Below are 23,219 nucleotides of genomic sequence, written 5' to 3' on the forward strand. Positions count from 1 at the left end.
GTCAGGACCCCGGGGGCCTGTCCGAATGTTGTTGAGGTGGTTTGGTTGTTTGATTGCAGCTGACAGTAAGAAACAATAACGAAAAAAGGCCGCTGTTACAGGGCCTTAAAGAAATGTCTTACTAAAGTTCGTCGAAGTCCAGATCGGTAAAATTACTACCTGTGGATTCTATAGTCCCGTTTTCTGACGGGCTGGTTTTCTTAAAGTCTTTCTGATGCCTTTCGGAAATCACTTCGTGCCCCTTCTCATCGATGATATAATCCATCATTTCCGAGAGGATTTCCCGAAACGATTCAAAGTCTTCCTTGTAAAGGTAGATCTTGTGTTTCTTGTAATGGAAGGAACCATCGTCGTGAGTGAATTTTTTGCTTTCGGTTACCGTAAGGTAATAGTCACCGGCTTTTGTGCTGCGAACATCAAAAAAATAAGTTCTTCTGCCGGCCCGCAATACTTTGGAAAAAATCTCTTCCTGATCCATCAAATCTTTATCACTCATGAGTCCGTAATGTTAAAAGAAGATCGTTTAAGGCTATCAAAAATGTGAAAAAAATGCTGAATCAACAAAAAAAAACTAGTTTTCTTTCTCCGATAGCTGATTGATATAAAGCTCTTTGTAATAGCCTTCCTGACTGATCAGCTGCTCGTGTTTGCCAAACTGGATTATTTTTCCGTTTTCGAGCACCATCACCTTATCCGCATTGATAGCCGAAGAAACCCTGTGGCTTACTATGATGGTTGTTTTGTTTTGGGAAGCCTTTTTCAAATTGGAGAGAATGGTTTCTTCCGTTTCCGTATCTACCGCAGAAAGGCAGTCGTCAAACAGGTAGATTACCGGGTCCTTTAGAAGGGCCCTTGCAATGGAAACACGCTGCTTCTGTCCACCGCTAAGGGTAATTCCCCGTTCGCCCAGAATGGTTTGATAGCCTTTTGCGAAGCTGATTATATTTTCGTGTACCACGGCCATTTTGGCCACGGCTTCTATTTCATCTTCGGTGGCATCCTCTTTCCCGAAGCGGATATTGTTTTCAATGGTATCTGAGAATAAAAAGGCATCCTGCGGGACCGCCCCGATTGCAGATCGCAGGGAATTCAGGTTCAGTTCCTCAATGGGGGTATCATCAACACGGATGGTGCCGGAACTCACATCATACAGGCGGGCAATAAGCTCCAGCACCGTAGATTTCCCGGCCCCGGTCTTCCCCAGTATGGTCATGGTTTCGCCCGGGTTCAGGCTGAAAGATACGCCGGAAAGGGCCTGTATTCCGGTATCCGGGTAGGTGAAACTAACCTGGTCAAATTCAATTTTGCCCACTATCTCGCTGGGGGTTTCCTGTTTGTTCTGGATTTCAGGTTCCTGGTTCAGGAACTCGTTGATCCGTTTTTGGGAAGCTTCAGCACGCTGCACAATGGAAGTGAGCCACCCCACAATGGCCACGGGCCAGGTAAGCATGTTTACATAGATGATGAATTCCAGGATGGTTCCCAAAGTATCTATTTCCCCCTTCAGGTATTGCAGCCCCCCTACGTAGATCACAAAAATATTGCTGACCCCAATCAGCAGTATCATCAGCGGAAAGAACCAGGCATTTACCTTGGCCAAATCCATGCTTTTGTCTTTGCCTTCGTAGGCGAGTTCCCCGGCTTCCTTATTTATGCGGGGTTCCATCACATAGGCCTTGATTACGGAAATCCCGGAAAAGGTTTCCTGTGCAAAGGTTGAGAGGGTAGACAGGTATACCTGTACCCGTGTACTACGCTGGTGGATCACCCGGCTGATCCAGTAGATCAGTACTGAAAGTACCGGCAGGGGCAGCAGTGCATAGAAGGCAATAGTGGGTGCCTTTATAAACATCAACGGTATCAGGCAGACAAAGAGGGTGAGGGTTTGTATCCCATACATTATAGCCGGCCCGGCATACATGCGAACCTGGCTGACATCTTCGCTGATCCGGTTCATCAGGTCGCCGGTGCGGTTGCTTTTGTAAAAATTGAGGCTGAGGCGCTGGTAATGGTCAAAAACCTCATTTTTCAGGTCGTATTCAATATAGCGGGAGACATTGATGATGGTTTGGCGCATCAGGAAGGTGAAAAAGCCCGAAAGCAGAGCCGCCCCAATAATAATCCCGATATACTCCAGCAACTGTTCCCGGGCAAGACTTTCTGTAAGCCCCCCTTCCAGATACTGCTCCACCGTCTCTATGATATTTTTTACATAAGAGGGCATAACCAGCTGGAATACCCTGGCAATGATGGTGATCACTATCCCCATCAGTAATTTAAACCAGTATTTGCGGAAGTATTTATTGAGGTGTTTGAGTTCTTTCATAGGTCTGAGCTGCAGCTGGTCTGGCAGCCTTAGCGACTGCCTTCGCAAATATAGGAGATTGCTTCGGATGGGACTGTTATAATAATTATAAGATGTTTTTGAAAGCAGGATTCAAAATCAATTCCTATTTTTGCCGCGATTCCATAATCGCAAAGTTCTTTACATGCTCACCAGAAGGCACATCAGGATCAAGGTAATGCAATGCATTTACGCCCTTTCTTTATCCAGGGAAGATTCCATGGAGAAACAGCAGAAATTCCTGAACCAGAGTATCGCCCAAACCTTTACCCTCTACCTCTTAATCCTCGGTATCTTCAGGGAACTCCATGACCTGGCTGAATTGCAGTTGCAGCAGTCTTCCCGTAAATACCTGGATAACCCTGACAAAGCAGGGCCTGACGCCCTTGCAAAAAACACCATCCTCAAACAACTTGCCGGCAATTCGCTACTGGACGAAGCCTTTAAAAAACGCAAACTCAAGCAGTGGTATCTCAATGAGGAGTACATTAAAATCCTATTCAGGGAAATACTGGAAAGTGGGCGCTACGCCGAATACCTGCCCGTAGCCGGGGCATATGAACAGGACCGGGACTTTCTGATCGGGATTTTTAAGGAGGTAATTGCCCCCAATTCTAAAGTCTATGATTTCCTGGAAGACGAAGGCATTACCTGGGTAGACGACCTGCCACTTGTCAATACCTTTATCCTCAAACAGCTCAAAAAACTGAAACCCGCCAGTGCCGAACAATTTTTTATGCCCCGATTGTTAAAGAATCAGGAAGACATGGAATTCGGACAGGAGCTTTTAAAGAAAACGCTCTTGCGCTATGAGGAACTTGAGAAGGAGATGGAGGGCAAAACCCCCAACTGGGATAAGGAGCGTATAGCCGATATAGACGGGATCCTGATTAAGATGGCTATCTGTGAGCTTTTGTATTTTCCCTCTATTCCGGAACGGGTTACCATTAATGAATACCTGGAGATCGCAAAAGAGTATTCCACCCCCAAAAGCAGCATCTTTATCAACGGCATACTGGATAAACTGGTGAAAGATTACAAAAAGGAAGGAAAACTTAAAAAGACCGGCCGGGGTTTATTGTAAGTAATTATTCCTTAATTTTGCATGGAATTAAAAAAATAACATCATGAGAAAAGCAACTGTCATTTTAGGTGCCCTGGCCCTTACAGCTTTTATGTCCTGCAAGGAAAAAGCATCTGAAAAGATCGAAGCCACCAATGTGGAGGTAGCCGCAGAACGCGATGAAGCTGCCAAAAACCTGCCGGTAATGAGTTTTGACCGCGCTGAACACGATTTTGGAACCATTGAACAAAACACACCACAGGAAACTTCCTTTGTGTTCACCAATACGGGAAATGCCCCGTTGATCATTACCAATGCAACCGCCAGTTGCGGATGTACCGTTCCTGATTATCCCAAGAATACGCCAATCGCTCCGGGTGAACAAGGAGAGATCAAGGTGAAATTCAACGGCTCAGGGATGAACCAGGTCACCAAAACGGTAACAGTAATGGCCAATACGGCTAAAGGTCAGGAGATGCTGCGCATCAAGGCTTTTGTCAATCCAAAGACCAATACTTCCGCTGCTGTAGGCCCGGTAAGACAACAATAATTTAAATAAGATATTCCTTTATGGAAAACATAGGTCAATTTCTGCCTATGCTGCTGATTTTTGCAGTGGCGTATTTCTTTATGATCAGACCGCAGATCAAGAAACAAAAGGACGAGAAAAAGTTCGCGGCTGCCCTGAAAAAGGGAGATAAAATCATTACCAAGAGTGGCCTTTACGGCAAGGTTGTCGATTTGAATGACAAGGATTTTTCCTGTATAATCGAAACCATGGCGGGACGAATGAAGTTCGACCGCTCAGCCATTTCCATGGAACTCAGCAAAAAGCTGAATACGAGTAAAGACTAGGGCAGTAAAACACTTGCCTGCAAAGAACACCGGTCCAAAGCCGGTGTTTTTTATTTGCAGTGACCGCAGGTTCTAACGGTATTTGTCATTCAATCCCATTGCTGCCTGAATCATGGGAAGTATTTTTTGCAGCCGCCTTGCTTTGGTACCCTCCTGTTTGGCAGATGCTATATATTCGGCATATTCGTTTTGTTTGTAGGGAGTGAGCCCATCAAAAGCTTTTTGCATTTCAGGAGCGGCCTGCAGGGCCCTTTGCAAGCTGTCGGGAATTTCTCTTTTTTTGGCTTTGGCCGGTTTCAGGCCAATGCCTTTTTCTGCATTTGCAATAGCCTCCGCAATGTATTGACGTACCATTTCTTCAGGGATATTCTCAGGCTCGTAAAACTTCCAGTGCCTCATGCCTTTGGTTTTGTCCTGCTGGGCATTTTCCAGTACGGATAGCGGATCGGATAGAAATGCCCCGTCAAAGAACCAAAGCCCAAAGTGATTTTTGAAAGCAAGGATACCCACTATATTCTTGTTTTCCACACAATAAACAGGGGCATTCCATTTAAGATGTTCTTCCATCCCGCCTTCCAGTGCAATTTTCCGTAAACGGGCAATCCCATCTCGGAAGGGTTGTTCCTTTTTAAAATAGGCCTTTAGTCTGGCAGCTTTATCCATTAGTATTGGCAGAAGTCTCAGCTGTAAGTTCGCAAATTTTGACGATAACTTTAACAGCTTTTTCCATACTTTCTACCGGGATGTATTCATATTTCCCGTGGAAATTATGTCCGCCCGCAAAAATATTCGGACAGGGCAGCCCCATATAACTCAGCTGGGACCCATCCGTCCCCCCTCTTATTGGTTTGATTATGGGTTGTACGCCTACCTGCAACATGGCTTCTCTTGCAATTTCAACAATGTGAAATACGGGCATGACCTTTTCACGCATATTGTAATACTGATCGCTGATTTCCACTTCCAGATCGGTATTGTATTTTTTTCGGATTCGGGTGCAGATTTTCGCTAACAGTTCCTTACGGGCCTTAAATTTTTCGGCATCGTGGTCCCTTATAATCAGGGAAGCAACGGCATTTTCAATACTGCCCGATATGTCGTGAACGTGAAAAAACCCCTGCCGGGCCTCTGTCTTTTCAGGGACCTCATCCGGGGGCAAAGAAGCGAGCAGTTCCGTAAGTGCCGAGATGGCATTGATCATTTTATTTTTGGCATAGCCCGGGTGTACGCTCTTCCCTTTTATCTGAATTCGGGCTTTGGCAGCGTTGAAGTTCTCGTATTCCAGTTCCCCCAGCTGGCTGCCGTCAACCGTATAGGCCCAGTCTGCAGCAAAACCCTTAACATCAAAGTGATGCGCACCCCTGCCGATTTCCTCGTCCGGGGTAAAACCGATCCGGATATCGCCATGTGGAATCTCCGGATGGGCAATCAGATACTCCATAGCGGTCATAATTTCTGCGATGCCGGCTTTGTCGTCTGCCCCCAACAAGCTTTTTCCATCCGTGACAATCAGTGTTTGCCCGGTGTATTGTTTTAGTTCCGGGAAATAATCAGGCGAAAGTACAATCCCCTGCCGCTCATCCAGGACAATATCCTTTCCATCGTAATCCGGTACCAGCCGGGGGTTGACTGCTTCGGCAGAAAAGTCTGGGCTGGTATCGAAATGGGAAATAAAGCCTATGGTTGGCACCTTTTTATCAATATTCGAAGGCAGGGTTGCGGTTATATAGGCCCGCTCGTCCAGTTTTACCTGCTCCAGGCCCAATTCCCGGAGTTCCTTTGCCAGTAGCCTTGCGAGGGTCCATTGTTTTTCGGTGCTCGGGGTGCTGGTAGAGTCCGGATTGCTTTGCGTATCGATGGCGACATATTTGAGGAAACGGGAAACCAATGGCTGCATATACTTTTTATTTGATTTTTGAGTTAGCAATTAAACCGCGACAGCCTATCTTGCTGTACAATCAGCTGAATTAAAAAGATGAAGATACTCAAGAAAATCAGTTTTGCATTACTCTTTTTGGGCCTGGGTTGCGCTTTTGGGCAGGAGTGTACCCTGAATATCAGCGGGGCAGATTCCACCAATATAGCCAGTGCTTTTCAACTGAATGAGTCCCAGCTGCAAAAGATGGGGCAATGGCAGCGGGAACTTAGCAGGGAAACGGATCGCCTTATGGAGCAGCTTACGGCACTGATGGAAACGCACCCGAGGGAAACGGAATCCGAACTCGCCGCATTGGGCAGTAAATACGAAGCACTCCGGGCGCAAATCCTTGAGATTACTATTTCCTATGACCGCAGATTACTCGCTATTTTCAACGAACGGCAATACGCCCGCTACCTGGAACTCTGTGAGGCGGTATCCAGGGAACCCCTCGCCCCCTGGAAGGACCCGCAGGAGGCACTGCCCGATCAAAATTAGTCAGTATCAGCCCCGGGAGGTACTACAGAAGTTTGTACTTTTGCCCAAATTCTGGCATCCCTATGTACCGTATTTTCATTCGTCCACTGCTGTTTCTTTTTGACCCTGAAGCCGTGCATCATTTTTCCTTTTGGGTTATCAGTTGGATAAGGAAGCTTGGGCTTTCCCCACTGATCCGCAAAATGTACAGGCTGCAGGACCCCCGTCTGGAGCGGCAAGTCTTTGGGTTGAAATTCCCGAATCCTGTGGGCCTTGCAGCCGGGTTTGACAAGGACGCACGCCTTTTCAGGGAATTATCAGACTTTGGGTTTGGCTTTATTGAAATAGGGACCCTTACCCCCAAGCCACAACCCGGTAACCCCCGAAAACGCTTATTTCGCCTGAAGGCAGACCAGGCCATTATCAACCGGATGGGATTCAACAACAAAGGGGTCCTGGAAGCCGTGGAAAACTTAAAAACAGAACACAAGGTCCTGGTGGGGGGGAATATTGGTAAAAATAAAACCACCCCAAACAAGGAGGCAGCCAAGGATTACCTCATTTGCTTCGAGGTGCTTTTTGAATACGTAGACTACTTTGTGGTAAATGTTAGTTCCCCCAATACCCCCGGGCTTCGGGAGTTGCAGGAGAAAGAACCCCTGACCCAACTCTTGCAAATGCTCAAAAAGGACAATAAACGGCTTGCTGAACAACAGGGAGTTGCGGAAAAACCCATCTTGCTCAAAATAGCCCCGGACCTGACCGATACCCAGCTGCTGGACATTATCGAAATCGTTTCGGAAACCCGCCTGGACGGGGTTATTGCAACCAATACCACCATAGCCCGTGACAACCTCAAATCCGACTATCTTCTTGTGGAACAAACCGGTGGGCTAAGCGGAAAACCCCTGCGAGAGCGGAGTACAGAAGTGATTCGGTTTCTGGTGGAAAAGAGCAATAATGCCTTTCCCGTAATCGGGGTGGGAGGGATCCACAGCCCTGAGGATGCCCTTGAAAAACTACAGGCCGGGGCCAGCCTGGTACAATTATGGACGGGCTTTGTTTACGAGGGGCCGGGGCTGGTAAAGCGAATCAACCGGCGCCTTCTAGAGACCACAGCCAATTAAAGACGCCCGAAGCCTTAATGCTTTGGTTAATAGGTGTTTAATACCTGTTTATTTTGCGCTTATCTGCTACTTAAGGCTATCTTATCAAATTCATTTAAAATAGTGGTAATTTTGAGATCGAATCAAGCTTCAGATGTCAGACACTGTCAATATTGTTGAATGCCCACGGGATGCGATGCAGGGGATCCGGGATTTTATACCCACCCGCGAAAAGGCTCGCTATCTGCAGGCTTTGCTGAATTGCGGCTTTCATACCCTGGATTTCGGAAGCTTTGTTTCACCCAAGGCCATTCCGCAGATGGCGGATACGGCTGAGGTACTTTCCCGGCTCGACCTTTCTGAGACAAATACCCGCTTGCTGGCTATTGTAGCCAATCTGAGGGGCGCTGAAACAGCGGTTGGCTTTGAACAGATAGACTATCTGGGCTATCCTTTCTCCATTTCCGAGAACTTCCAGATGCGTAATACCCATAAGACCATTGCCCAGTCAGTAGAAGTGCTGGGGCAGATACTGGAGCTGGCCCAAAAGCACGATAAGGAAGTGGTCACCTATATTTCAATGGGTTTTGGGAACCCTTACGGAGACCCCTGGGATGTCGAAATTGTGGCAGAATGGACCGAAAAACTGGTGGAGATGGGGGTGAACATCCTTTCCCTGTCCGATACTATTGGCAGTTCAACCCCTGAAGTAATCTCCAAATTATTTTCCGGACTGATCCCCAGGTACCCTGAGGTAACATTCGGGGCACATCTGCATACCACCCCTTCCAGCTGGCATGAGAAAGTAGATGCTGCCTACAGGGCGGGTTGCCGTAGGTTTGACGGGGCCGTACAGGGCTTCGGGGGCTGCCCGATGGCCAAGGACGAGCTTACCGGTAACATGCCCACTGAGAAAATGCTCTCCTACTTTACTGCAAAAAAAGTAGAAACCGGGGTAAAGTGGATGGCTTTTGAGGCAGCTTTTAACAAGGCTTCCGAATTATTTGCCGCCTATGCCTGAAAAAGCAGCACCCGGAACCAGTCCGGGTGCAAACAAAAACACTTAAACAAAATCAATCCAAATTAGTAACGCAGGGAGATACCGGCGTATATTCCAAAGGGATGTCCTGGGCGTAAACCGGCAGGAACCCTGGAGACAGCATAGGTTTCATCCAATAGGTTAATGACATTTGCCGTAAGGCTGATATGCTCGTTATAGTGGTACTTTCCTGCAAAATCGAGGATAAAATTGTTATCCACCAATTCTGAAGCAGGAATGCTTCCCGAACCTGCCTGTGTACGAAATGCTCCGTTATAACGTGCGTTGAAATTCAGTTCAAAATCTTTATGCTCCAGGGCCAGGGTGGCATTCCACTGATGCTTGGACAGATAAGGGAGTTCATCTCCTGCTGTAACCTCTCCCCAGAGGTCGTCACTGCTCCCGAAACTGTTCTGAAATTCGGTATCCGTAAAGGTGTAGGCAAAGGTCACCGGCAAAATAAACTGTTCGCTGTTGGGCAGCAGGTTGTAATTTATGAGCACCTCCAGACCGGCAACATTAACTTCTCCGGCGTTAAATTGATCGAGAGAACCGGTTCCCCCGGTAGCGGCCAGATCGCTTCCCAGCAGGTTGCTGAAATCATTGAAAAAACCGACCAGTTCCCCGCTGAAGCCGCCATAGCTGAAACGACTACCCAGCTCGTAGTTGATGCTCTCTTCCGGAAGCTCTCCTTCCTGGTTGCCCGGGGGAGAGAAGCCCTTGTGAACCCCCCCGAATACAGATACATTCTGGAAGTTGTAATTAAACCCAATACCCGGTATAAAAACATCTACCTGGTTCTCACGGGTACTCAGGTCTGCCCCGCTTCGCCCGGGGTCGTTGCTTCCGAAGTTTTCCCTGGAAAGGGTGATATTCTCATATCGGATCCCCGGGGTAAGGGTCAGGTTGTCGTATTTGAATTTATACATTCCATAGGCGGCAAAGGCCCTGGCGTCACTGATACGGTTAGCGTCTGTACCCGGAACGCCTGCCGTGGTCAGCGATAACTGCCCGTTAAGCATGGCGTAATCATCCAGCCACTGAAAGCGGTCTTCCTCGTCATAGTGGTAACGCAGGCCAACTTCCACATCGTGGAAAGTACGCTCTCCGGTCCAGTGCACATCTAACTTGGTTTGAACCCCTGTAGAATAGTATTCGCGATTATTGTTTTTAAGTGTTAGCGCGTCAGCCCCGCTGTCTGTATTGCCGCTAACTACCTGGTAATAGGCATCAAAACTTTCAGGATCTGCGATAATATCTGCAATCCCGGTCCTTTCCCCATTCAGGGTAAGGTAATCCAGTTTATACCAGTTCCTTTTAAAATTGTTGCGGTAGGCTACGGTTGTAATCCGGAAATAATCACTGAAATCCAAGGTATGACTCAGCATAAACTGGTTGTGTTCCGTGTTCATCTGGTCTTCCTGTGACCCGGCATACCTCCTGAAAGGATTGCTCTCGAAGTCGTCCTGTGTCAGGCCCAAATAGGTTTCGTCTGAGGTTTCGTCCGAATACTGGAACTTAAATTCAAGGGCCTGTGCAATGGACGCCCCGGGACTGGTGTTCACCCGGAATTTTGCCACCAGGTCATTTTTATCAAAGCCGGTGTCCCCTCCGCCGTCGAGTTCTTTGAACCCATTGGAGTTATAGTTCAAATATTCGATGGAATAGCCAAAATTTTTCTGACTGTCCCCCAGTTGTGCGTGGATCCTCCCGGACTGAAAGCTGCCATAGGTAGTATTGACGAAAGCCCTGAAGCGTTCCGGCACCTCTGTACTCACCATATTGATGGCCCCACCTGTAGTATACGGGCCAAACTGCACCTGGCTGCTCCCCTTCAGGACCTCTACCGCCTGCATACGTGCAATGGTCGGGAAATAATAGGCCGCCGGGGCACTGTAGGGTGCGGGGGCGATCAGCACCCCATCTTCCATCAGCGTAATTTTGGAACTTCGCTCCGGGGAAGTTCCCCTTAGGCTGATGTTCGGACGGAGGCCAAAGCCATCTTCTTCATATACGTTGACCCCTGGAACGGCTCTCAGTGTACGGTTAACATCTGTGTAATTAAAGCGCTGGATTTCCTTGGGAGAAATATAATAGGAAGAACCCGTGCGGTTCCGGGCCTCAAATTTACTCCCGAATATAACCTTGGCTTGCAGTACCACCTCATTGAGGCGTACCAGTTTCCCGGTCTGAATCGTGTCCTGCTGGGCGGAGAGGACAAGGGTCATACTAAAGCAAAATATGGATAGGTACCTTTTCATTGGTTTATTTAGACTAATTACAAATAGCTATACTAAAGCAAAAGTACTTCCGGGTTTGGAATTTTCAAAGTTTATTTAGAATAAATATAAATAGAATATCTCTTAGGATTTTGTAATCAGCAGGTTAGGAGGATAAAATTTTCGGAATAAATAATGCAATAATTAAAAGTAGTATATTTGCACGCAATTAATCCTTAATTGCCATGGAAGCCCACCTTTCAAAAATCCTTGGAGAAGGCCTTACTTACGACGATGTACTGCTTGTGCCTGCCTACTCCGAAGTCCTTCCCCGCGAAGTGAACATTCAGACCCAGTTTACGCGTAATATCCGCATTAACATTCCCATTGTATCCGCTGCCATGGATACAGTGACCGAATCCCGCATGGCTATTGCCATTGCCAGGGAAGGGGGTATAGGGGTCCTTCACAAAAACATGAGTATTGAAGGGCAGGCGATGAAGGTGCGCAAGGTGAAGCGGGCGGAAAGCGGGATGATCCTGGATCCGGTAACCCTGCCCTCTACTGCTCTGGTAAGGGATGCAAAGGAAAATATGAGGGAACACAGTATTGGCGGCATCCCCATTGTGGATGATGCCGGTATTCTTATAGGGATAGTCACCAACCGGGACCTGCGTTTCGAAAAAAACAACGAGCGGCCCATCTCAGAGGTAATGACCTCAGAAAACCTGGTGACCGTGAGTGAGGGAACCTCTCTTGAAGAAGCAGAGGATATACTGCAGGAGAATAAAATTGAAAAATTACCGGTTGTTGACAAGAATTATAAACTGGTTGGCCTCATTACCTTCAGAGATATCACCAAACTCACCCAAAAGCCCATTGCGAATAAGGATCAGTATGGACGCCTGCGCGTTGCAGCGGCTATAGGGGTCACTGCTGACGCCACAGATCGTGCTGCAGCCCTTGTTAAGGCCGGAGTGGATGCTGTGGTCATCGATACGGCTCATGGGCATACCCGTGGAGTGGTTGGGATTCTGAAAGCGATTAAAAAGGCCTTTCCGGACCTGGAGGTGATAGTCGGGAATATTGCAACCGCAGAAGCCGCGCGTTACCTGGTAGATGCCGGGGCAGATGCCGTGAAAGTCGGGATTGGTCCGGGCTCCATCTGTACTACCCGGGTGGTTGCCGGGGTCGGGTTTCCCCAATTTTCGGCCGTGCTTGAAGTGGCCGCCGCCATTAAGGGCAGCGGGGTACCTGTAATAGCCGACGGGGGTATCCGCTACACCGGAGACATACCAAAAGCCATTGCCGCCGGAGCGGATTGTGTCATGCTGGGGTCGCTCCTTGCCGGTACTAAAGAATCACCGGGGGAGACCATTATTTATGAAGGGCGAAAATTCAAGTCCTACCGGGGCATGGGATCCGTTGAAGCCATGAAACAGGGGAGTAAAGACCGTTATTTCCAGGACGTGGAGGATGATATTAAAAAATTGGTTCCGGAAGGGATTGTTGGCAGGGTTCCCTATAAAGGGGATCTCTATGAAAGTATCCATCAGTTCGTAGGCGGGCTGCGTGCCGGAATGGGCTACTGCGGCGCCAAGGATATTGAAACCCTGAAGGAAAAAGGAAAATTTGTCAAGATCACCTCAAGCGGGATACATGAGAGCCATCCGCATAACGTGACCATTACCAAGGAATCTCCCAATTACAGTCGATAAAAGCGAGGAGCTTTAAAGTGCCTGAAAGCGCTTATCTGGAGTCCCTTTCGTAGGTCTGCCAGTCGGTATTTTTATAAATGTCTTCGCCGAAGTAGCGCGCAATTTTTATAAAGGCGTCCGGTTTCTGGTACCCGGGAACCGGGGAAAGCATCTTGATGTTTTCATCCAGGAAGATTACGGTAGGGTAACTCAGGCGCCCCTGTAACAAGGCAGCTGCCAGTTCGTGATACCCCCTTCTGCCCGAAGGCACGTAGGTATATGTTTTCCCGTTGAATTCAATGGGCTCTTTTCCTTCGCCATCCATCTTAACCATGTAGAAATTGTCGGTCATATAGGCGGCCACCTCCGGATTTTGAAAGGTATCCATATCCATTCGTTTGCACCAGCCACACCAGTCTGTGTAAACATCTACAAAGATCTTTTTGGGATTTTGGTCTGTTGCAGCCCGGCTTACGGCTTCATCCCAGCTCATCCATTCGATTTGCTGTGCCTGCCCCATGGAGGCGGCCAGGATCATTACAAATACCAGGGCGGTTGTCAGTCTATCTTTCATAGTATTGTGCTAAAGAGACACAGGTCTTCTTTCAATACAAATTTAACGATAAAATCTCCGTTTTATTTTAAGGATGGCCGGGCTTTGGAGGCCGAAAAGAGTTCCTGGGTGTCTGTCTGGTTCCGAATAAGGTCTTCAAAGGTTTCGCGGCTCCTGATCAGATGAGCCTTTCCATCCATCCAGAGTACCTCTGCCGGGCGATACCGGGAGTTGTAGTTACTGGCCATGGTAAAGCAATAAGCTCCGGCATTCCGGAAACAGAGGATGTCTCCTTCGGCTATTTCGTTAATACGGCGGTTGTTCCCGAAGGTATCGGTTTCGCAAATGTAGCCAACCACTGAATAATAACGCTCTTTTCCGTCCGGGTTGGAAAGGTTTTCGATCTGGTGGGACGACCCATAGAGCATGGGCCGGATAAGGTGGTTGAAACCGGAATCCACCCCGGCAAAAACCGTTGAAGTGGTCTGCTTCACCACATTGACCCGCGCCAGAAAAAAACCTGCCTCGCTTACCAGGAATTTTCCGGGTTCAAAGGCCAGGGTTAGGTCCCTACCGTATTCCCGGCAGAATTCATTGAAACGGGAGCCCAGTTTTTCCCCGAGTTCTTCCACATTGGTCTGGATGTCACCCGCTTTATAGGGCACTTTAAAACCGCTTCCAAAATCGATAAAATCCAGGTTGGGGAAGTGTTTTGCCGTTTCAAAAAGGATTTCGGAGGCGTAGAGGAATACGTCAATATCCAGGATGTCGCTCCCGGTATGCATATGAATTCCGTTGATGCGCATTTTTGTCAGTTCTACTATACGCAGCAGATGCGGAATCTGGTGAATACTGATCCCGAATTTAGAATCGATATGGCCAACTGAAATATTGGTGTTGCCCCCGGCCATCACGTGCGGATTGATGCGGATGCATACTGGGATGTCCGGATGTTTACTCCCAAACTGTTCCAGAATGGAGAGGTTGTCTATATTGATGCGGACCCCAAGGCCTGCAGCTTCCTCTATTTCCTCCAGGGAAACACCGTTTGGCGTATAAATGATGTCTTCTGGTCGGAAACCTGCCATCAGGCCCAGCTGCACTTCCTGAATAGAAACCGTATCCAGCCCGCTTCCCAGCTGGTTCATCAACCTCAGGATGCTGATATTGGAAAGCGCTTTTACGGCGTAGTTTAACTGAAGCCTGGGAACAATCTTAAAAGCTTCCGTAAGCCGCTTGTATTGCGATTTGATTTTTTCGGCATCATAGACATATACAGGGGCGCCGTATTCTCCGGCAATTTCCAACAAATCAGTGGCTTTCATGAATCCAAGTTTGCAACAAAGCTAGTTTACTTTGGGTTCTTCCCAAAAAAAGAGGTCAGTATTTTTTAAATTGAAACAAAATGTTACAAATAAAACAAGCTGTCCATCCAAATGATTTGATAGTTTCGTTCCGGCTTTGTAGTTTTAAGGAAAACGATTATGAAGATCCCCCTTTTTCCATTGCGATCTGTATTTTTTCCCGGCGAAACCGTACCCCTGCATATTTTTGAGGAACGCTATAAACAACTTATATCGGATTGCCGAAATGAAGCAGCCACCTTCGGGATTCCGGTTTTTATAGACGATCAATTGTCTTACGGGACCGAAGTGCAGCTCAAGGAGGTGGTTACGACCTATGCCGACGGTTCCATGGATGTGGTTTGCGTGGCGCGACAGGTTTTTAAGATACTCACCTTTGAGCCGCAAATGGGAGAGAAACTCTACGCCGGCGGAGAGGTGGAATTCCTGGATCCCATCAAGGATGCTGAACCAGAACTTACTGATATACTGCTGGAATCCTGCAAGGAGTTATACGAGCTTATGGAAATTCCTTTCGGGCCCATCAAAGAAGAAGTTTTCAACAGCTATACCCTCGCCCATAAAATGGGCCTGTCCTTCAAACAGGAATACCAGTTGTTGCAACTGGCCAGTGAAAAAGTCCGGCTACGCTATCTGATAGACCACCTGCAGGCCACCATTGCCGTTTTAAAACAATTAAACCGAACCCGGGAACTCATCGAAATGAATGGTCATTTCCGGAATTTCGATCCCCTGGACTTTAAAGATTTTAAACTGGAATAAATGCAAAGAGCAAGCATTAGGGGAAATGCTTTCGGTTTCCTATTTTTGCATTCAACTACTGAATGAACCACAGATGAATTTACACGAATATCAGGGAAAGGAAATCCTCGCCAGTTTTGGCGTCCGTATTCAGCGCGGAATTGTTGCGCATAATGCTAAAGAAGCCGTAGATGTAGCCAAGCAGCTTACCCAGGAAACGGGTACCAGCTGGCACGTAATCAAAGCACAGGTACATGCCGGAGGGCGCGGAAAAGGCGGAGGGGTAAAGGTTGCTAAAAACCTCAAAGAGGTTGAAGAGATTGCGGGCAACATTATCGGGATGAACCTGGTAACGCCTCAGACTTCAGCCAAGGGCAAGAAAGTACATCAGGTTTTGGTGGCCGAAGATGTATATTATCCGGGACCCAGTGAGACCAGTGAATTCTATATGTCTGTTCTTTTAAACCGGGCCAAAGGGCGCACCATGATCATGTACTCCACCGAAGGGGGGATGGATATTGAGGAGGTAGCCGATAAAACACCCCACCTGATCTTTACGGAGGAAATAGACCCTGCCACGGGCCTTTTGCCTTTTCAGGCAAGGAAAATAGCCTTTAACCTGGGGCTTTCAGGAACCGCATTTAAGGAAATGACCAAATTTGTAAGTGCCCTGTACCGGGCCTACGAGCAAAGTGATGCCAGCCTGTTTGAGATCAATCCGGTTTTAAAAACTTCCGATGACAAAATCATGGCTGTGGATGCCAAGGTATCCATTGATGACAATGCCTTATACCGAAGGAAGCAATATGCAGAAATGCGGGATTTAAGGGAGGAAAACCCTATCGAAGTTGAAGCGAGGGCTGTTGGGCTGAACTATGTGGACCTGGATGGCAATGTAGGCTGCATGGTAAATGGAGCAGGCCTGGCCATGGCAACGATGGACCTGATTAAAATGGCAGGGGGCGAACCTGCTAACTTTCTTGATGTAGGCGGAACGGCCGATGCCAAAAGGGTAGAGGAAGCTTTCCGGATCATTCTCAAAGACGACAATGTACAGGCAATTCTGATCAATATCTTCGGGGGTATTGTACGATGTGACCGCGTGGCCCAGGGGGTGGTAGACGCCTATCGGAATATGGGGGACGCCATCAAGGTACCCATCATTGTGAGGCTACAGGGCACCAATGCGGAGCTCGCCAAGGAAATACTGGATAACTCTGGTTTGGCCGTGCATTCGGCAGTACAGTTCCAGGAAGCTGCAGACAAGGTAAAGGAAGTTCTTTCCTAGTTTTTAGACCTTATAAAAGTATGTGCCGCACCCCGGGGGGTGCGGTTTTTTTTTGTTTTTAGAATTTCTAGAACGGGAAGGCCCGACCAGGCAGAAATGTTTAAGAAGGCGTATTTTTTGCTAAAAACCACGCGAAAGACCGTTTTTGGCCTAAAAAATTGTTAAAAACTGATCAGACCGTAACATCTCCCAAATTGCCGCGTCTATTTAGAAGAACAACAATTATTCATCAATCATTAAACAATCATCATCATGAAAAAAGCAAGTGTATTATTTGCAGCTGCTGCCCTGTTATTCAGCGGAAGCGTATTGGCTGCCAATCCGGCTACTGTTAACCCTAAAGTAAAAATTTCCGAAGAAATCCATGAACTTCTTCACAACAACTACATTCAGGTAGGAGAGAACGAAGAATTGCACGCATGGGTTCGCATTACGGTAAACAGCGAGAACGAAATTGTAGTGTTGTCAGTAACAACTGATAATGAAGCGATCGAAAGCCTGGTTAAAAACCGCCTGAATTATCACAAATTGGGAAATAGCAGCCTGGAAGAAGGGAAGACCTACAGGGTACCTATCCGTTTTACCAGCTAAAAGGCCACAGGAGCAAGTGAAGACCCGGTTTAAACCGGGTTTTTTTATGCTTTAAAAGGTGATTAGTCGAAAAGACCTGCTAAAACGGGTAGTTGCCCGATAAAACATACGAAAGTTCACGAATCGGAGTTAACATACTAACGCCCTACAAACGGACAGTATGAGCAGCTATAAAGAAAAACTGAGTATTTTATCCGAAATGATTTCCTTTGCGCGCGCAGAGAGAGAAATCAAAGATTCGGAATTCAGTTTTTTACAGGGGGTAGCAGAATTATTAGGGGTATATCAGGAGGATTTTGAAAAACTTTTCAATTCCAAAGTAAAAAAGATAATCCCCAAGTCTCAGCCTGAGCGTATTCTGCAGTTTCACCGCCTGGTTCTGCTGATGAATGTGGACCGTAAACAGGAGATGAACGAGATACGCAAGATCCACGATATTGGCCTTAATATGGGCCTTCCGCCTTCAGCAATCGACCAGGTTTTAGTACTCATGCACCGCTACCCGGACAAAATTGTACCTCCCGAGGTGCTCTTCAATATTTTTAAAGCGCATTACAATTAATCAGGAAAGCAATTATTCCGTTGCTGTCAAAATGACATCAATATTGCTTCTGTATGCGCCAAAACGACAGTATTTTTACTACGGTATACCCTTTGCTCTATAAGAGGTGAAATTGAAGTCTAACCTCTTAAAGCATATACAAATGACAATAGTAAGAAGAAAACCTGCAGTACTTTCTGATATGTGGAATGATTGGTTAACCCCCGATTGGTTTGGCGGTACGAATCAAATGCATAACCTTCCCGCAGTCAATATCAGGGAAGCAGAAAAAGGATTTTACCTGGAATTTGCCATCCCGGGAAAGAAAAAAGAAGATTTTAACGTGGAAATTGACGACAATGTGCTCACCATTTCCATGGAAAATAAGGAAGAACAGGAAGAAACGGATAAAGGATATACCCGCAGAGAATTCAATTACAGCGCCTTTAAAAGAGCATTTACACTACCCGAAACAGTAGATGCCGATAAAATTGAGGCCAAATATGAAAACGGGATCCTGATGTTCAGTCTTCCCAAAAAGAAAGAAGCCCTGCCCAAGCCCAAAAGGCTGATTGAGATAGCAGGCAAATAAAATTATGTTTGGCCCACCTAACGGGCCTCATAATGGTTGGTTTGTTTAGTTGGTTAGTTAGGGAAAGCGCTCCTTTGCGGGAGCGCTTTTTTTATGTTGGCTCCTGCTGCAACACTTTTATTTCGTCCCGTAGCCTGGCAGCCATCATAAAGTCTAATTCCTTGGCCGCCTTTTCCATTGCTTTTCGCTTCTGGCGGATGAGGTCTTCCTTTTGGGCCCCGGTCAGGTATTTCAGGTCGGGTTCCCGGGATTCCTGGGCTTTCTTTTCGAAATGAAATGTAGATACTGAATTTTTACTCAGAACATTGTCCAGGCTTTTGTTGAGGGCTTTTGGGGTGACGTTGTTTTCCTTGTTATAGGCCAGTTGTTTCTCGCGCCGGTAATTGGTTTCGTCAATGGTTCGCTGCATGCTGTCCGTTATGGTGTCAGCATACATAATAGCCTTCCCGTTCAGGTGCCTGGCAGCCCGGCCAACCGTCTGGGTAAGGGAGCGGTTACTTCTCAGAAAGCCCTCTTTGTCGGCATCTATTATGGCAACCAGGGATACCTCCGGGAGGTCCAGGCCTTCGCGAAGGAGGTTAACCCCAACCAGCACATCGAAGATTCCCTTGCGGAGATCCTGCATGATTTCTACCCGCTCCAGGGTATCCACATCCGAATGTATATACCGACAGCGGATGTTAATACGGGTCAGGTACTTTGTCAATTCCTCAGCCATCCGCTTGGTCAAGGTGGTCACCAGGGTGCGTTCATCCAGTTGCACCCGGGTTTGTATCTCTTCCACCAGGTCATCTATCTGATTCTTGCTGGGCCTTACTTCGATCACAGGATCCAGTAAACCAGTCGGGCGGATAACTTGTTCCACATAAATTCCCTGACTTTTTTGCATTTCGTAATCTGCAGGAGTGGCACTAACATAAATAACCTGATTTTGCAGGGCTTCGAACTCTTCAAATTTAAGGGGTCGGTTGTCCATGGCAGCCGGCAGGCGGAAGCCGTAATCCACCAGGTTCTCCTTTCGGGAGCGGTCTCCGCCATACATGGCGTGGACCTGGGGGATGGTCACGTGGCTTTCATCCACCACCATCAGGTAGTCGTCCGGAAAATAATCCAGCAGGCAGAAAGGACGGGTCCCCGGTTCGCGGCCATCCAGGTAACGCGAATAATTTTCGATGCCCGAACAATAGCCCAGTTCCCGGATCATTTCCAGGTCAAAATTGGTGCGTTCCTCCAGGCGCTTCGCTTCCAGTGGCTTCCCGATTTCCCTGAAATAGGCAATTTGCGCCACCAGGTCATCCTGAATCTGATGGATGGCATTCTGCAATACATCCGGGGAAGTCACAAACATATTGGCCGGATAGATATTCAGGTTTTCATAGGTTTCCAGAACCGTGTTGTTAAAAGGGTCAAATGCTTCAATCTCCTCAATTTCATCACCAAAGAAATGAATCCGGAAGGCGTGGTCGGCATAGCTGGGAAAGATATCCACCACATCGCCCCTGACCCTGAAATTCCCATTCCTGAAATCTGCTGTGGTTCGGGAATACAGGCTCTGAACCAGCATGTGCATCAGCTTTGTTCGCGCCAGGACCTGATCCTGGTGAAGATGGATCACATTTTTTTGAAATTCTATAGGATTCCCGATTCCGTAAAGGCAGGATACCGAGGCCACTACCAGTACATCCCGCCTCCCTGATAAGAGGGAGGAGGTAGCACTCAGTCTTAATTTTTCAATATCCTCGTTTATGGACAGGTCTTTTTCAATATAGAGCCCTGAAGTAGGGATATAGGCCTCTGGTTGATAGTAGTCGTAATACGAAACGAAATACTCCACGGCGTTCTCCGGAAAAAACATTTTAAATTCCGAATACAATTGCGCTGCAAGTGTTTTATTGTGCGCCAGTACCAGGGTGGGGCGTTGTACTTCGGAAATCACATTGGCTACAGTAAAGGTCTTTCCCGAGCCCGTTACCCCCAATAGGGTTTGATATTTATCCCCTTCCATGATCCCCCTGGATAATTGGGATATGGCCTGGGGTTGGTCCCCGGTGGGTTTGAATTCAGATACTACCTTAAATTTCATGTGTCAAAAATACAAAACTGTATGCCCTGGTGGTAGCCCCGGTAACGTAAAATATTCAGCGCTTCAGGCTGAAATGCCCGCGTACTTCTGAATTGGAATTGTTTATGGCCCGAAACCAGTAATCGCTGGCAGGCAGGGGCCTTCCGTTCAGGGTACCATCCCATCCGGGCGAAGAAGGATCCAGCTGCGCCAGCAGGTTTCCAAAGCGGTCAAAGATATAGATGGAGCGTATGGGGTTAATCCCGGATTCGGGCAGGATAAATTGCCAGAGATCATTGACCCCATCCCCATTGGGGGTGAAAAATTTTGGAAAGCCCTCAAGGGTAAGGTCAGGCTGTACAAGGGTTTCTGCCGTACCGCAGCCATTTTTGTCCCTTACATAAACCCGGTACGTATCTACGGGTAAATTGTTAAAGCGGTTGCTGTCCTGATAGGGCCCGGCTATATCGTTTAATGCAAATTCATAGTCTCCGCCGCCACTTACATCCACGGTTATGGTGATGACCCCGACCCCTAGGGAGACCTCAGTACCTTCAATTGTTGGGGCCTCAGAAGTCACTACTGTAAATATTTTTGAATTGGAGCACTCCAGGCTTCCCGACGCCCCGGAAACCGTATTGTATACTTCATAACGGTATTCCCCCTGACCTGGAATTAGGAAATCCGCGGTTTCTGCCAGTAAGCGTTCCTGTGTAGGGCTGTCAATGGCATACCAGCGATATCCATCCGCAGCATCGGTTGCAGAAACGATAAAGGAGTCGCTTTCACAGATGCCGACTGAATCCGGAAAACTGACTTCAGGATTGAAATCGACCAGGTTGCCCCCGGCATCGAAATACGGGCCGCAACCCAGGGTAGTCGCAAAGGATTGCTGCGGGCAATTCTGGGCTTCTCCGGCATCATTGAAAGGGACAATACGTATATAATACACCGTATTGGGTTCCAATTGGAAAATGTTTGTCGAATTAGTGGTAAAGACTCCCCCTTCCAGGATATCATTTTCAAAAGGGGAGGTGCCTATAAAGACCCTGTATCCATCGGCTCCCGGGACACTGGTCCATTGAAGCCCGGTTGACAATGGATTATTCAGGGAGTTATCTGCAGGGTTGATCAGGCCGGAGCAACCCGGCAGAGTGGCCAGTGGTCCGGTGGTGAAAACCGCATCGGTACAACCCGTGGCCGATCCGATCGAATTCCGCGGGATAATACGCACATAAATATCTGTTTCAGGGGGTAAATCTGCAGGTGGATTGTATTCCAGGGGGTTACTGATGACAATATTATTTGCTATATCCGTTCCTCCAGGGCTGGTACCAATGGATACCACATACTCCACTGCGGTGGGACTGTAATTCCAGCGGATACCGGAAGATACCGGAACATTGGTTGCCCCGTCTGCGGGGCTGGCCAGATCGGTACATCCCGGAGCGGAAGTTACAGGGGCCGTGGTAAAGGAAAAAGAAGGACAGGTTATATTGGGCTGGTTCAAGAGGAACAGGGATAAGGTTACATGGACTTCTGTGTTTTCAGGTAATCCGAAAGGAGGAGTAAAGCTGGTGGCACTGCCCACAGAAGTAGTATTCACAATATCTGTTGCCCCCGGACTGCTGCCGACACCAATGAGGTAACCGGTAACACCCACCACATCTTCCCAGCTGATGGTGACATCAACGGGAACCCCTGTGCTCCCGGGTAAGGGGAACGCGGGTTCCGGGCATTCCTGCGCAAAGCCGGCCAGGCCGGAAACGAGGCTTGTAAAAAGCAGCAATTTTTTTAACATTTCATATTTCCCGTGCCTGGTAAAATACAAAATTCTCCCCTATTGATGCGTTTCACCCGATAAGAGTAATAGCATTCAGGATCAATGGTTAGGGCTTTCTGCGAAAGTGAGTTTAGAGAGGAAACCCTACAGGTCCCTTTTTTTCAGCAGGGCATAAGACCAGTATACAAAAAGGGCAGTCCAGAACAGGGTGATCAGGAATTCATACCAGTGCACCTGGTAGTTCAGCTCCAGGGTTTCCCCAACCTGTTTGGCAACGGATTGTACGGCATTCAGACGGGTTGCGGGTTCTTTTATCAGATTGGCCATGGATTCGAGGGGGAAGAAATCCTTGATGGCGTTTGCCGTGTCCCAGCTGGTAAATTTCCATCCCAGGATCCCGAAAATAATTTGTTCCAGAATGGCCCAGATAATCAGAAAACCAAGTGCAAAAGCAGAGCGCTTGACCAAAATACCCAGGAAAAGGCAAAAGCTGAAAAACGCAACCAGTTTAACGAAGAAGGCCAGCAGGAATTCCAAATCAGAAAGAATAATAGACAACTCTGTATAGTCCGAGTAAATCAGACCAAGAATCATGGAAACCACTAAGACAAAAATGGTTGAGATCCCGGCAAAACTCAGTACTGTCAGGAACTTTGAGGCGATGAATTCTTTTTTGGAAAGCCCGTCTATCAGATTTTGTTTTATGGTCTTATTGCTGTACTCATTGGACATCATGGAGACGATCACGATAGCCAGGAATAATTTAAAAATGGCTGTCACATACGTATTGAAGTGCCAGATGTAGGGAAAATTGAAAATTCCCTGGTCGGCCAGGTGGAACTCTATGGGTCCGATGTCGAATTTTATGGCCGCTATCAAGGCGATAGAGGTCAGCAAAATAAAATAGGAGAGGATCAGGAATTTACTGGAACGGTTATTCCAGAGTTTTATGAATTCTATTTGAAGCAAGCGTTTCATGTAGTTGT

The 23,219-nt window shown here is 47.5% G+C and carries 22 protein-coding genes; 12 read left to right on the forward strand and 10 right to left on the reverse strand.

Annotated elements, in window-relative coordinates; genetic code table 11:
- Positions 1–121: 121 nt before the first annotated feature.
- Complete coding sequence (locus tag ACT6NV_RS10875) at positions 122–496, reverse strand: PUR family DNA/RNA-binding protein (RefSeq protein WP_445381640.1); 375 nt, start codon at positions 494–496, stop codon at positions 122–124.
- 75 nt (positions 497–571) lie between these two features.
- Positions 572–2,326, reverse strand: coding sequence for an ABC transporter ATP-binding protein (locus tag ACT6NV_RS10880; RefSeq protein ID WP_445384477.1), 1,755 nt, complete (start codon positions 2,324–2,326; stop codon positions 572–574).
- A 163-nt stretch (positions 2,327–2,489) separates the two neighbouring features.
- Here ACT6NV_RS10880 and nusB point away from each other — a divergent pair, with 163 nt between their 5' ends.
- From nusB to yajC, 3 genes are read left to right on the forward strand one after another with little or no spacing between them, the layout of a single operon-like run.
- A complete protein-coding gene (nusB, locus tag ACT6NV_RS10885; protein ID WP_445384478.1) occupies positions 2,490–3,428 on the forward strand; it encodes a transcription antitermination factor NusB in 939 nt (312 codons plus the stop codon).
- 43 nt (positions 3,429–3,471) lie between these two features.
- A complete protein-coding gene (locus ACT6NV_RS10890) occupies positions 3,472–3,957 on the forward strand; it encodes a DUF1573 domain-containing protein (RefSeq protein WP_445384479.1) in 486 nt (161 codons plus the stop codon).
- A gap of 20 nt (positions 3,958–3,977) precedes the next feature.
- On the forward strand, positions 3,978–4,262 hold the full coding sequence (yajC, locus tag ACT6NV_RS10895; protein ID WP_445384480.1) for a preprotein translocase subunit YajC: 285 nt from the start codon (positions 3,978–3,980) through the stop codon (positions 4,260–4,262).
- A 72-nt stretch (positions 4,263–4,334) separates the two neighbouring features.
- On the opposite strand, the gene ACT6NV_RS10900 is transcribed toward yajC, so the two are convergent.
- Together ACT6NV_RS10900 and pepT are read right to left on the reverse strand one after the other, a co-directional pair.
- The gene (locus ACT6NV_RS10900) at positions 4,335–4,925 is read right to left on the reverse strand and encodes a YdeI/OmpD-associated family protein (RefSeq protein ID WP_445384481.1); all 591 of its coding nucleotides are present in this window, start codon (positions 4,923–4,925) and stop codon (positions 4,335–4,337) included.
- Positions 4,918–6,159, reverse strand: coding sequence for a peptidase T (pepT, locus tag ACT6NV_RS10905; RefSeq protein ID WP_445384482.1), 1,242 nt, complete (start codon positions 6,157–6,159; stop codon positions 4,918–4,920). The genes ACT6NV_RS10900 and pepT overlap by 8 nt, the downstream gene beginning before the upstream one ends.
- Positions 6,160–6,237: 78 nt before the next feature.
- On the opposite strand from pepT, the gene ACT6NV_RS10910 reads away from it, so the two are divergent.
- From ACT6NV_RS10910 to ACT6NV_RS10920, 3 genes are all read left to right on the forward strand, one after another.
- Positions 6,238–6,678: a hypothetical protein gene (locus tag ACT6NV_RS10910; protein ID WP_445384483.1), complete on the forward strand. Its 441-nt coding sequence runs from the start codon at positions 6,238–6,240 to the stop codon at positions 6,676–6,678.
- Between the two features lie 62 nt (positions 6,679–6,740).
- A complete protein-coding gene (locus ACT6NV_RS10915) occupies positions 6,741–7,784 on the forward strand; it encodes a quinone-dependent dihydroorotate dehydrogenase (protein ID WP_445384484.1) in 1,044 nt (347 codons plus the stop codon).
- A gap of 133 nt (positions 7,785–7,917) precedes the next feature.
- Complete coding sequence (locus ACT6NV_RS10920) at positions 7,918–8,784, forward strand: hydroxymethylglutaryl-CoA lyase (RefSeq protein WP_445384485.1); 867 nt, start codon at positions 7,918–7,920, stop codon at positions 8,782–8,784.
- Positions 8,785–8,846: 62 nt separating this feature from the next.
- On the opposite strand, the gene ACT6NV_RS10925 is transcribed toward ACT6NV_RS10920, so the two are convergent.
- Positions 8,847–11,063, reverse strand: coding sequence for a TonB-dependent receptor family protein (locus ACT6NV_RS10925; protein ID WP_445384486.1), 2,217 nt, complete (start codon positions 11,061–11,063; stop codon positions 8,847–8,849).
- 203 nt (positions 11,064–11,266) lie between these two features.
- On the opposite strand from ACT6NV_RS10925, the gene guaB reads away from it, so the two are divergent.
- Positions 11,267–12,739: an IMP dehydrogenase gene (gene guaB, locus ACT6NV_RS10930; RefSeq protein WP_445384487.1), complete on the forward strand. Its 1,473-nt coding sequence runs from the start codon at positions 11,267–11,269 to the stop codon at positions 12,737–12,739.
- Between the two features lie 31 nt (positions 12,740–12,770).
- Here the strand turns inward: guaB and ACT6NV_RS10935 are convergent, their stop codons facing one another.
- Complete coding sequence (locus ACT6NV_RS10935; protein ID WP_445384488.1) at positions 12,771–13,292, reverse strand: thioredoxin family protein; 522 nt, start codon at positions 13,290–13,292, stop codon at positions 12,771–12,773.
- A gap of 62 nt (positions 13,293–13,354) precedes the next feature.
- On the reverse strand, positions 13,355–14,596 hold the full coding sequence (gene lysA / locus ACT6NV_RS10940; RefSeq protein WP_445384489.1) for a diaminopimelate decarboxylase: 1,242 nt from the start codon (positions 14,594–14,596) through the stop codon (positions 13,355–13,357).
- Positions 14,597–14,755: 159 nt separating this feature from the next.
- Between lysA and ACT6NV_RS10945 the strand changes: the two genes are divergently transcribed.
- The 5 genes from ACT6NV_RS10945 to ACT6NV_RS10965 all read left to right on the forward strand — a co-directional run bounded on the left by ACT6NV_RS10945 (position 14,756) and on the right by ACT6NV_RS10965 (position 18,388).
- On the forward strand, positions 14,756–15,397 hold the full coding sequence (locus tag ACT6NV_RS10945; RefSeq protein ID WP_445384490.1) for an LON peptidase substrate-binding domain-containing protein: 642 nt from the start codon (positions 14,756–14,758) through the stop codon (positions 15,395–15,397).
- Between the two features lie 25 nt (positions 15,398–15,422).
- On the forward strand, positions 15,423–16,664 hold the full coding sequence (sucC, locus tag ACT6NV_RS10950) for an ADP-forming succinate--CoA ligase subunit beta (protein WP_445384491.1): 1,242 nt from the start codon (positions 15,423–15,425) through the stop codon (positions 16,662–16,664).
- Positions 16,665–16,916: 252 nt separating this feature from the next.
- Positions 16,917–17,255 carry a hypothetical protein gene (locus ACT6NV_RS10955; protein WP_445384492.1) on the forward strand — a complete coding sequence of 113 codons (339 nt, stop codon included), beginning with the start codon at positions 16,917–16,919 and terminating at the stop codon, positions 17,253–17,255.
- 160 nt (positions 17,256–17,415) lie between these two features.
- Entirely contained in the window at positions 17,416–17,817 is a 402-nt protein-coding gene (locus ACT6NV_RS10960; RefSeq protein WP_445384493.1) for a TerB family tellurite resistance protein, read from the forward strand.
- 142 nt (positions 17,818–17,959) lie between these two features.
- On the forward strand, positions 17,960–18,388 hold the full coding sequence (locus tag ACT6NV_RS10965) for an Hsp20/alpha crystallin family protein (RefSeq protein ID WP_445384494.1): 429 nt from the start codon (positions 17,960–17,962) through the stop codon (positions 18,386–18,388).
- 91 nt (positions 18,389–18,479) lie between these two features.
- Here ACT6NV_RS10965 and uvrB read toward each other — a convergent pair whose 3' ends face one another.
- The 3 genes from uvrB to ACT6NV_RS10980 form a co-directional block, all read right to left on the reverse strand.
- Complete coding sequence (gene uvrB, locus ACT6NV_RS10970; RefSeq protein WP_445384495.1) at positions 18,480–20,471, reverse strand: excinuclease ABC subunit UvrB; 1,992 nt, start codon at positions 20,469–20,471, stop codon at positions 18,480–18,482.
- Positions 20,472–20,526: 55 nt separating this feature from the next.
- Positions 20,527–22,251, reverse strand: coding sequence for a T9SS type B sorting domain-containing protein (locus ACT6NV_RS10975; protein WP_445384496.1), 1,725 nt, complete (start codon positions 22,249–22,251; stop codon positions 20,527–20,529).
- Between the two features lie 126 nt (positions 22,252–22,377).
- On the reverse strand, positions 22,378–23,211 hold the full coding sequence (locus ACT6NV_RS10980; RefSeq protein ID WP_445384497.1) for an ABC transporter permease: 834 nt from the start codon (positions 23,209–23,211) through the stop codon (positions 22,378–22,380).
- Between the last annotated feature and the right edge of the window lie 8 nt (positions 23,212–23,219).

This window comes from Robiginitalea insularis (genome assembly GCF_052497835.1).

Coding starts and splice junctions, on each gene's coding strand:
- ACT6NV_RS10875 (WP_445381640.1), bottom strand. CDS start 496: ATGAGTGATAAAGATTTGATGGATCAGGAAGAGATTTTTTCCAAAGTA.
- ACT6NV_RS10880 (WP_445384477.1), bottom strand. CDS start 2,326: ATGAAAGAACTCAAACACCTCAATAAATACTTCCGCAAATACTGGTTT.
- nusB (WP_445384478.1), top strand. CDS start 2,490: ATGCTCACCAGAAGGCACATCAGGATCAAGGTAATGCAATGCATTTAC.
- ACT6NV_RS10890 (WP_445384479.1), top strand. CDS start 3,472: ATGAGAAAAGCAACTGTCATTTTAGGTGCCCTGGCCCTTACAGCTTTT.
- yajC (WP_445384480.1), top strand. CDS start 3,978: ATGGAAAACATAGGTCAATTTCTGCCTATGCTGCTGATTTTTGCAGTG.
- ACT6NV_RS10900 (WP_445384481.1), bottom strand. CDS start 4,925: ATGGATAAAGCTGCCAGACTAAAGGCCTATTTTAAAAAGGAACAACCC.
- pepT (WP_445384482.1), bottom strand. CDS start 6,159: ATGCAGCCATTGGTTTCCCGTTTCCTCAAATATGTCGCCATCGATACG.
- ACT6NV_RS10910 (WP_445384483.1), top strand. CDS start 6,238: ATGAAGATACTCAAGAAAATCAGTTTTGCATTACTCTTTTTGGGCCTG.
- ACT6NV_RS10915 (WP_445384484.1), top strand. CDS start 6,741: ATGTACCGTATTTTCATTCGTCCACTGCTGTTTCTTTTTGACCCTGAA.
- ACT6NV_RS10920 (WP_445384485.1), top strand. CDS start 7,918: ATGTCAGACACTGTCAATATTGTTGAATGCCCACGGGATGCGATGCAG.
- ACT6NV_RS10925 (WP_445384486.1), bottom strand. CDS start 11,063: ATGAAAAGGTACCTATCCATATTTTGCTTTAGTATGACCCTTGTCCTC.
- guaB (WP_445384487.1), top strand. CDS start 11,267: ATGGAAGCCCACCTTTCAAAAATCCTTGGAGAAGGCCTTACTTACGAC.
- ACT6NV_RS10935 (WP_445384488.1), bottom strand. CDS start 13,292: ATGAAAGATAGACTGACAACCGCCCTGGTATTTGTAATGATCCTGGCC.
- lysA (WP_445384489.1), bottom strand. CDS start 14,596: ATGAAAGCCACTGATTTGTTGGAAATTGCCGGAGAATACGGCGCCCCT.
- ACT6NV_RS10945 (WP_445384490.1), top strand. CDS start 14,756: ATGAAGATCCCCCTTTTTCCATTGCGATCTGTATTTTTTCCCGGCGAA.
- sucC (WP_445384491.1), top strand. CDS start 15,423: ATGCTTTCGGTTTCCTATTTTTGCATTCAACTACTGAATGAACCACAG.
- ACT6NV_RS10955 (WP_445384492.1), top strand. CDS start 16,917: ATGAAAAAAGCAAGTGTATTATTTGCAGCTGCTGCCCTGTTATTCAGC.
- ACT6NV_RS10960 (WP_445384493.1), top strand. CDS start 17,416: ATGAGCAGCTATAAAGAAAAACTGAGTATTTTATCCGAAATGATTTCC.
- ACT6NV_RS10965 (WP_445384494.1), top strand. CDS start 17,960: ATGACAATAGTAAGAAGAAAACCTGCAGTACTTTCTGATATGTGGAAT.
- uvrB (WP_445384495.1), bottom strand. CDS start 20,471: ATGAAATTTAAGGTAGTATCTGAATTCAAACCCACCGGGGACCAACCC.
- ACT6NV_RS10975 (WP_445384496.1), bottom strand. CDS start 22,251: ATGTTAAAAAAATTGCTGCTTTTTACAAGCCTCGTTTCCGGCCTGGCC.
- ACT6NV_RS10980 (WP_445384497.1), bottom strand. CDS start 23,211: ATGAAACGCTTGCTTCAAATAGAATTCATAAAACTCTGGAATAACCGT.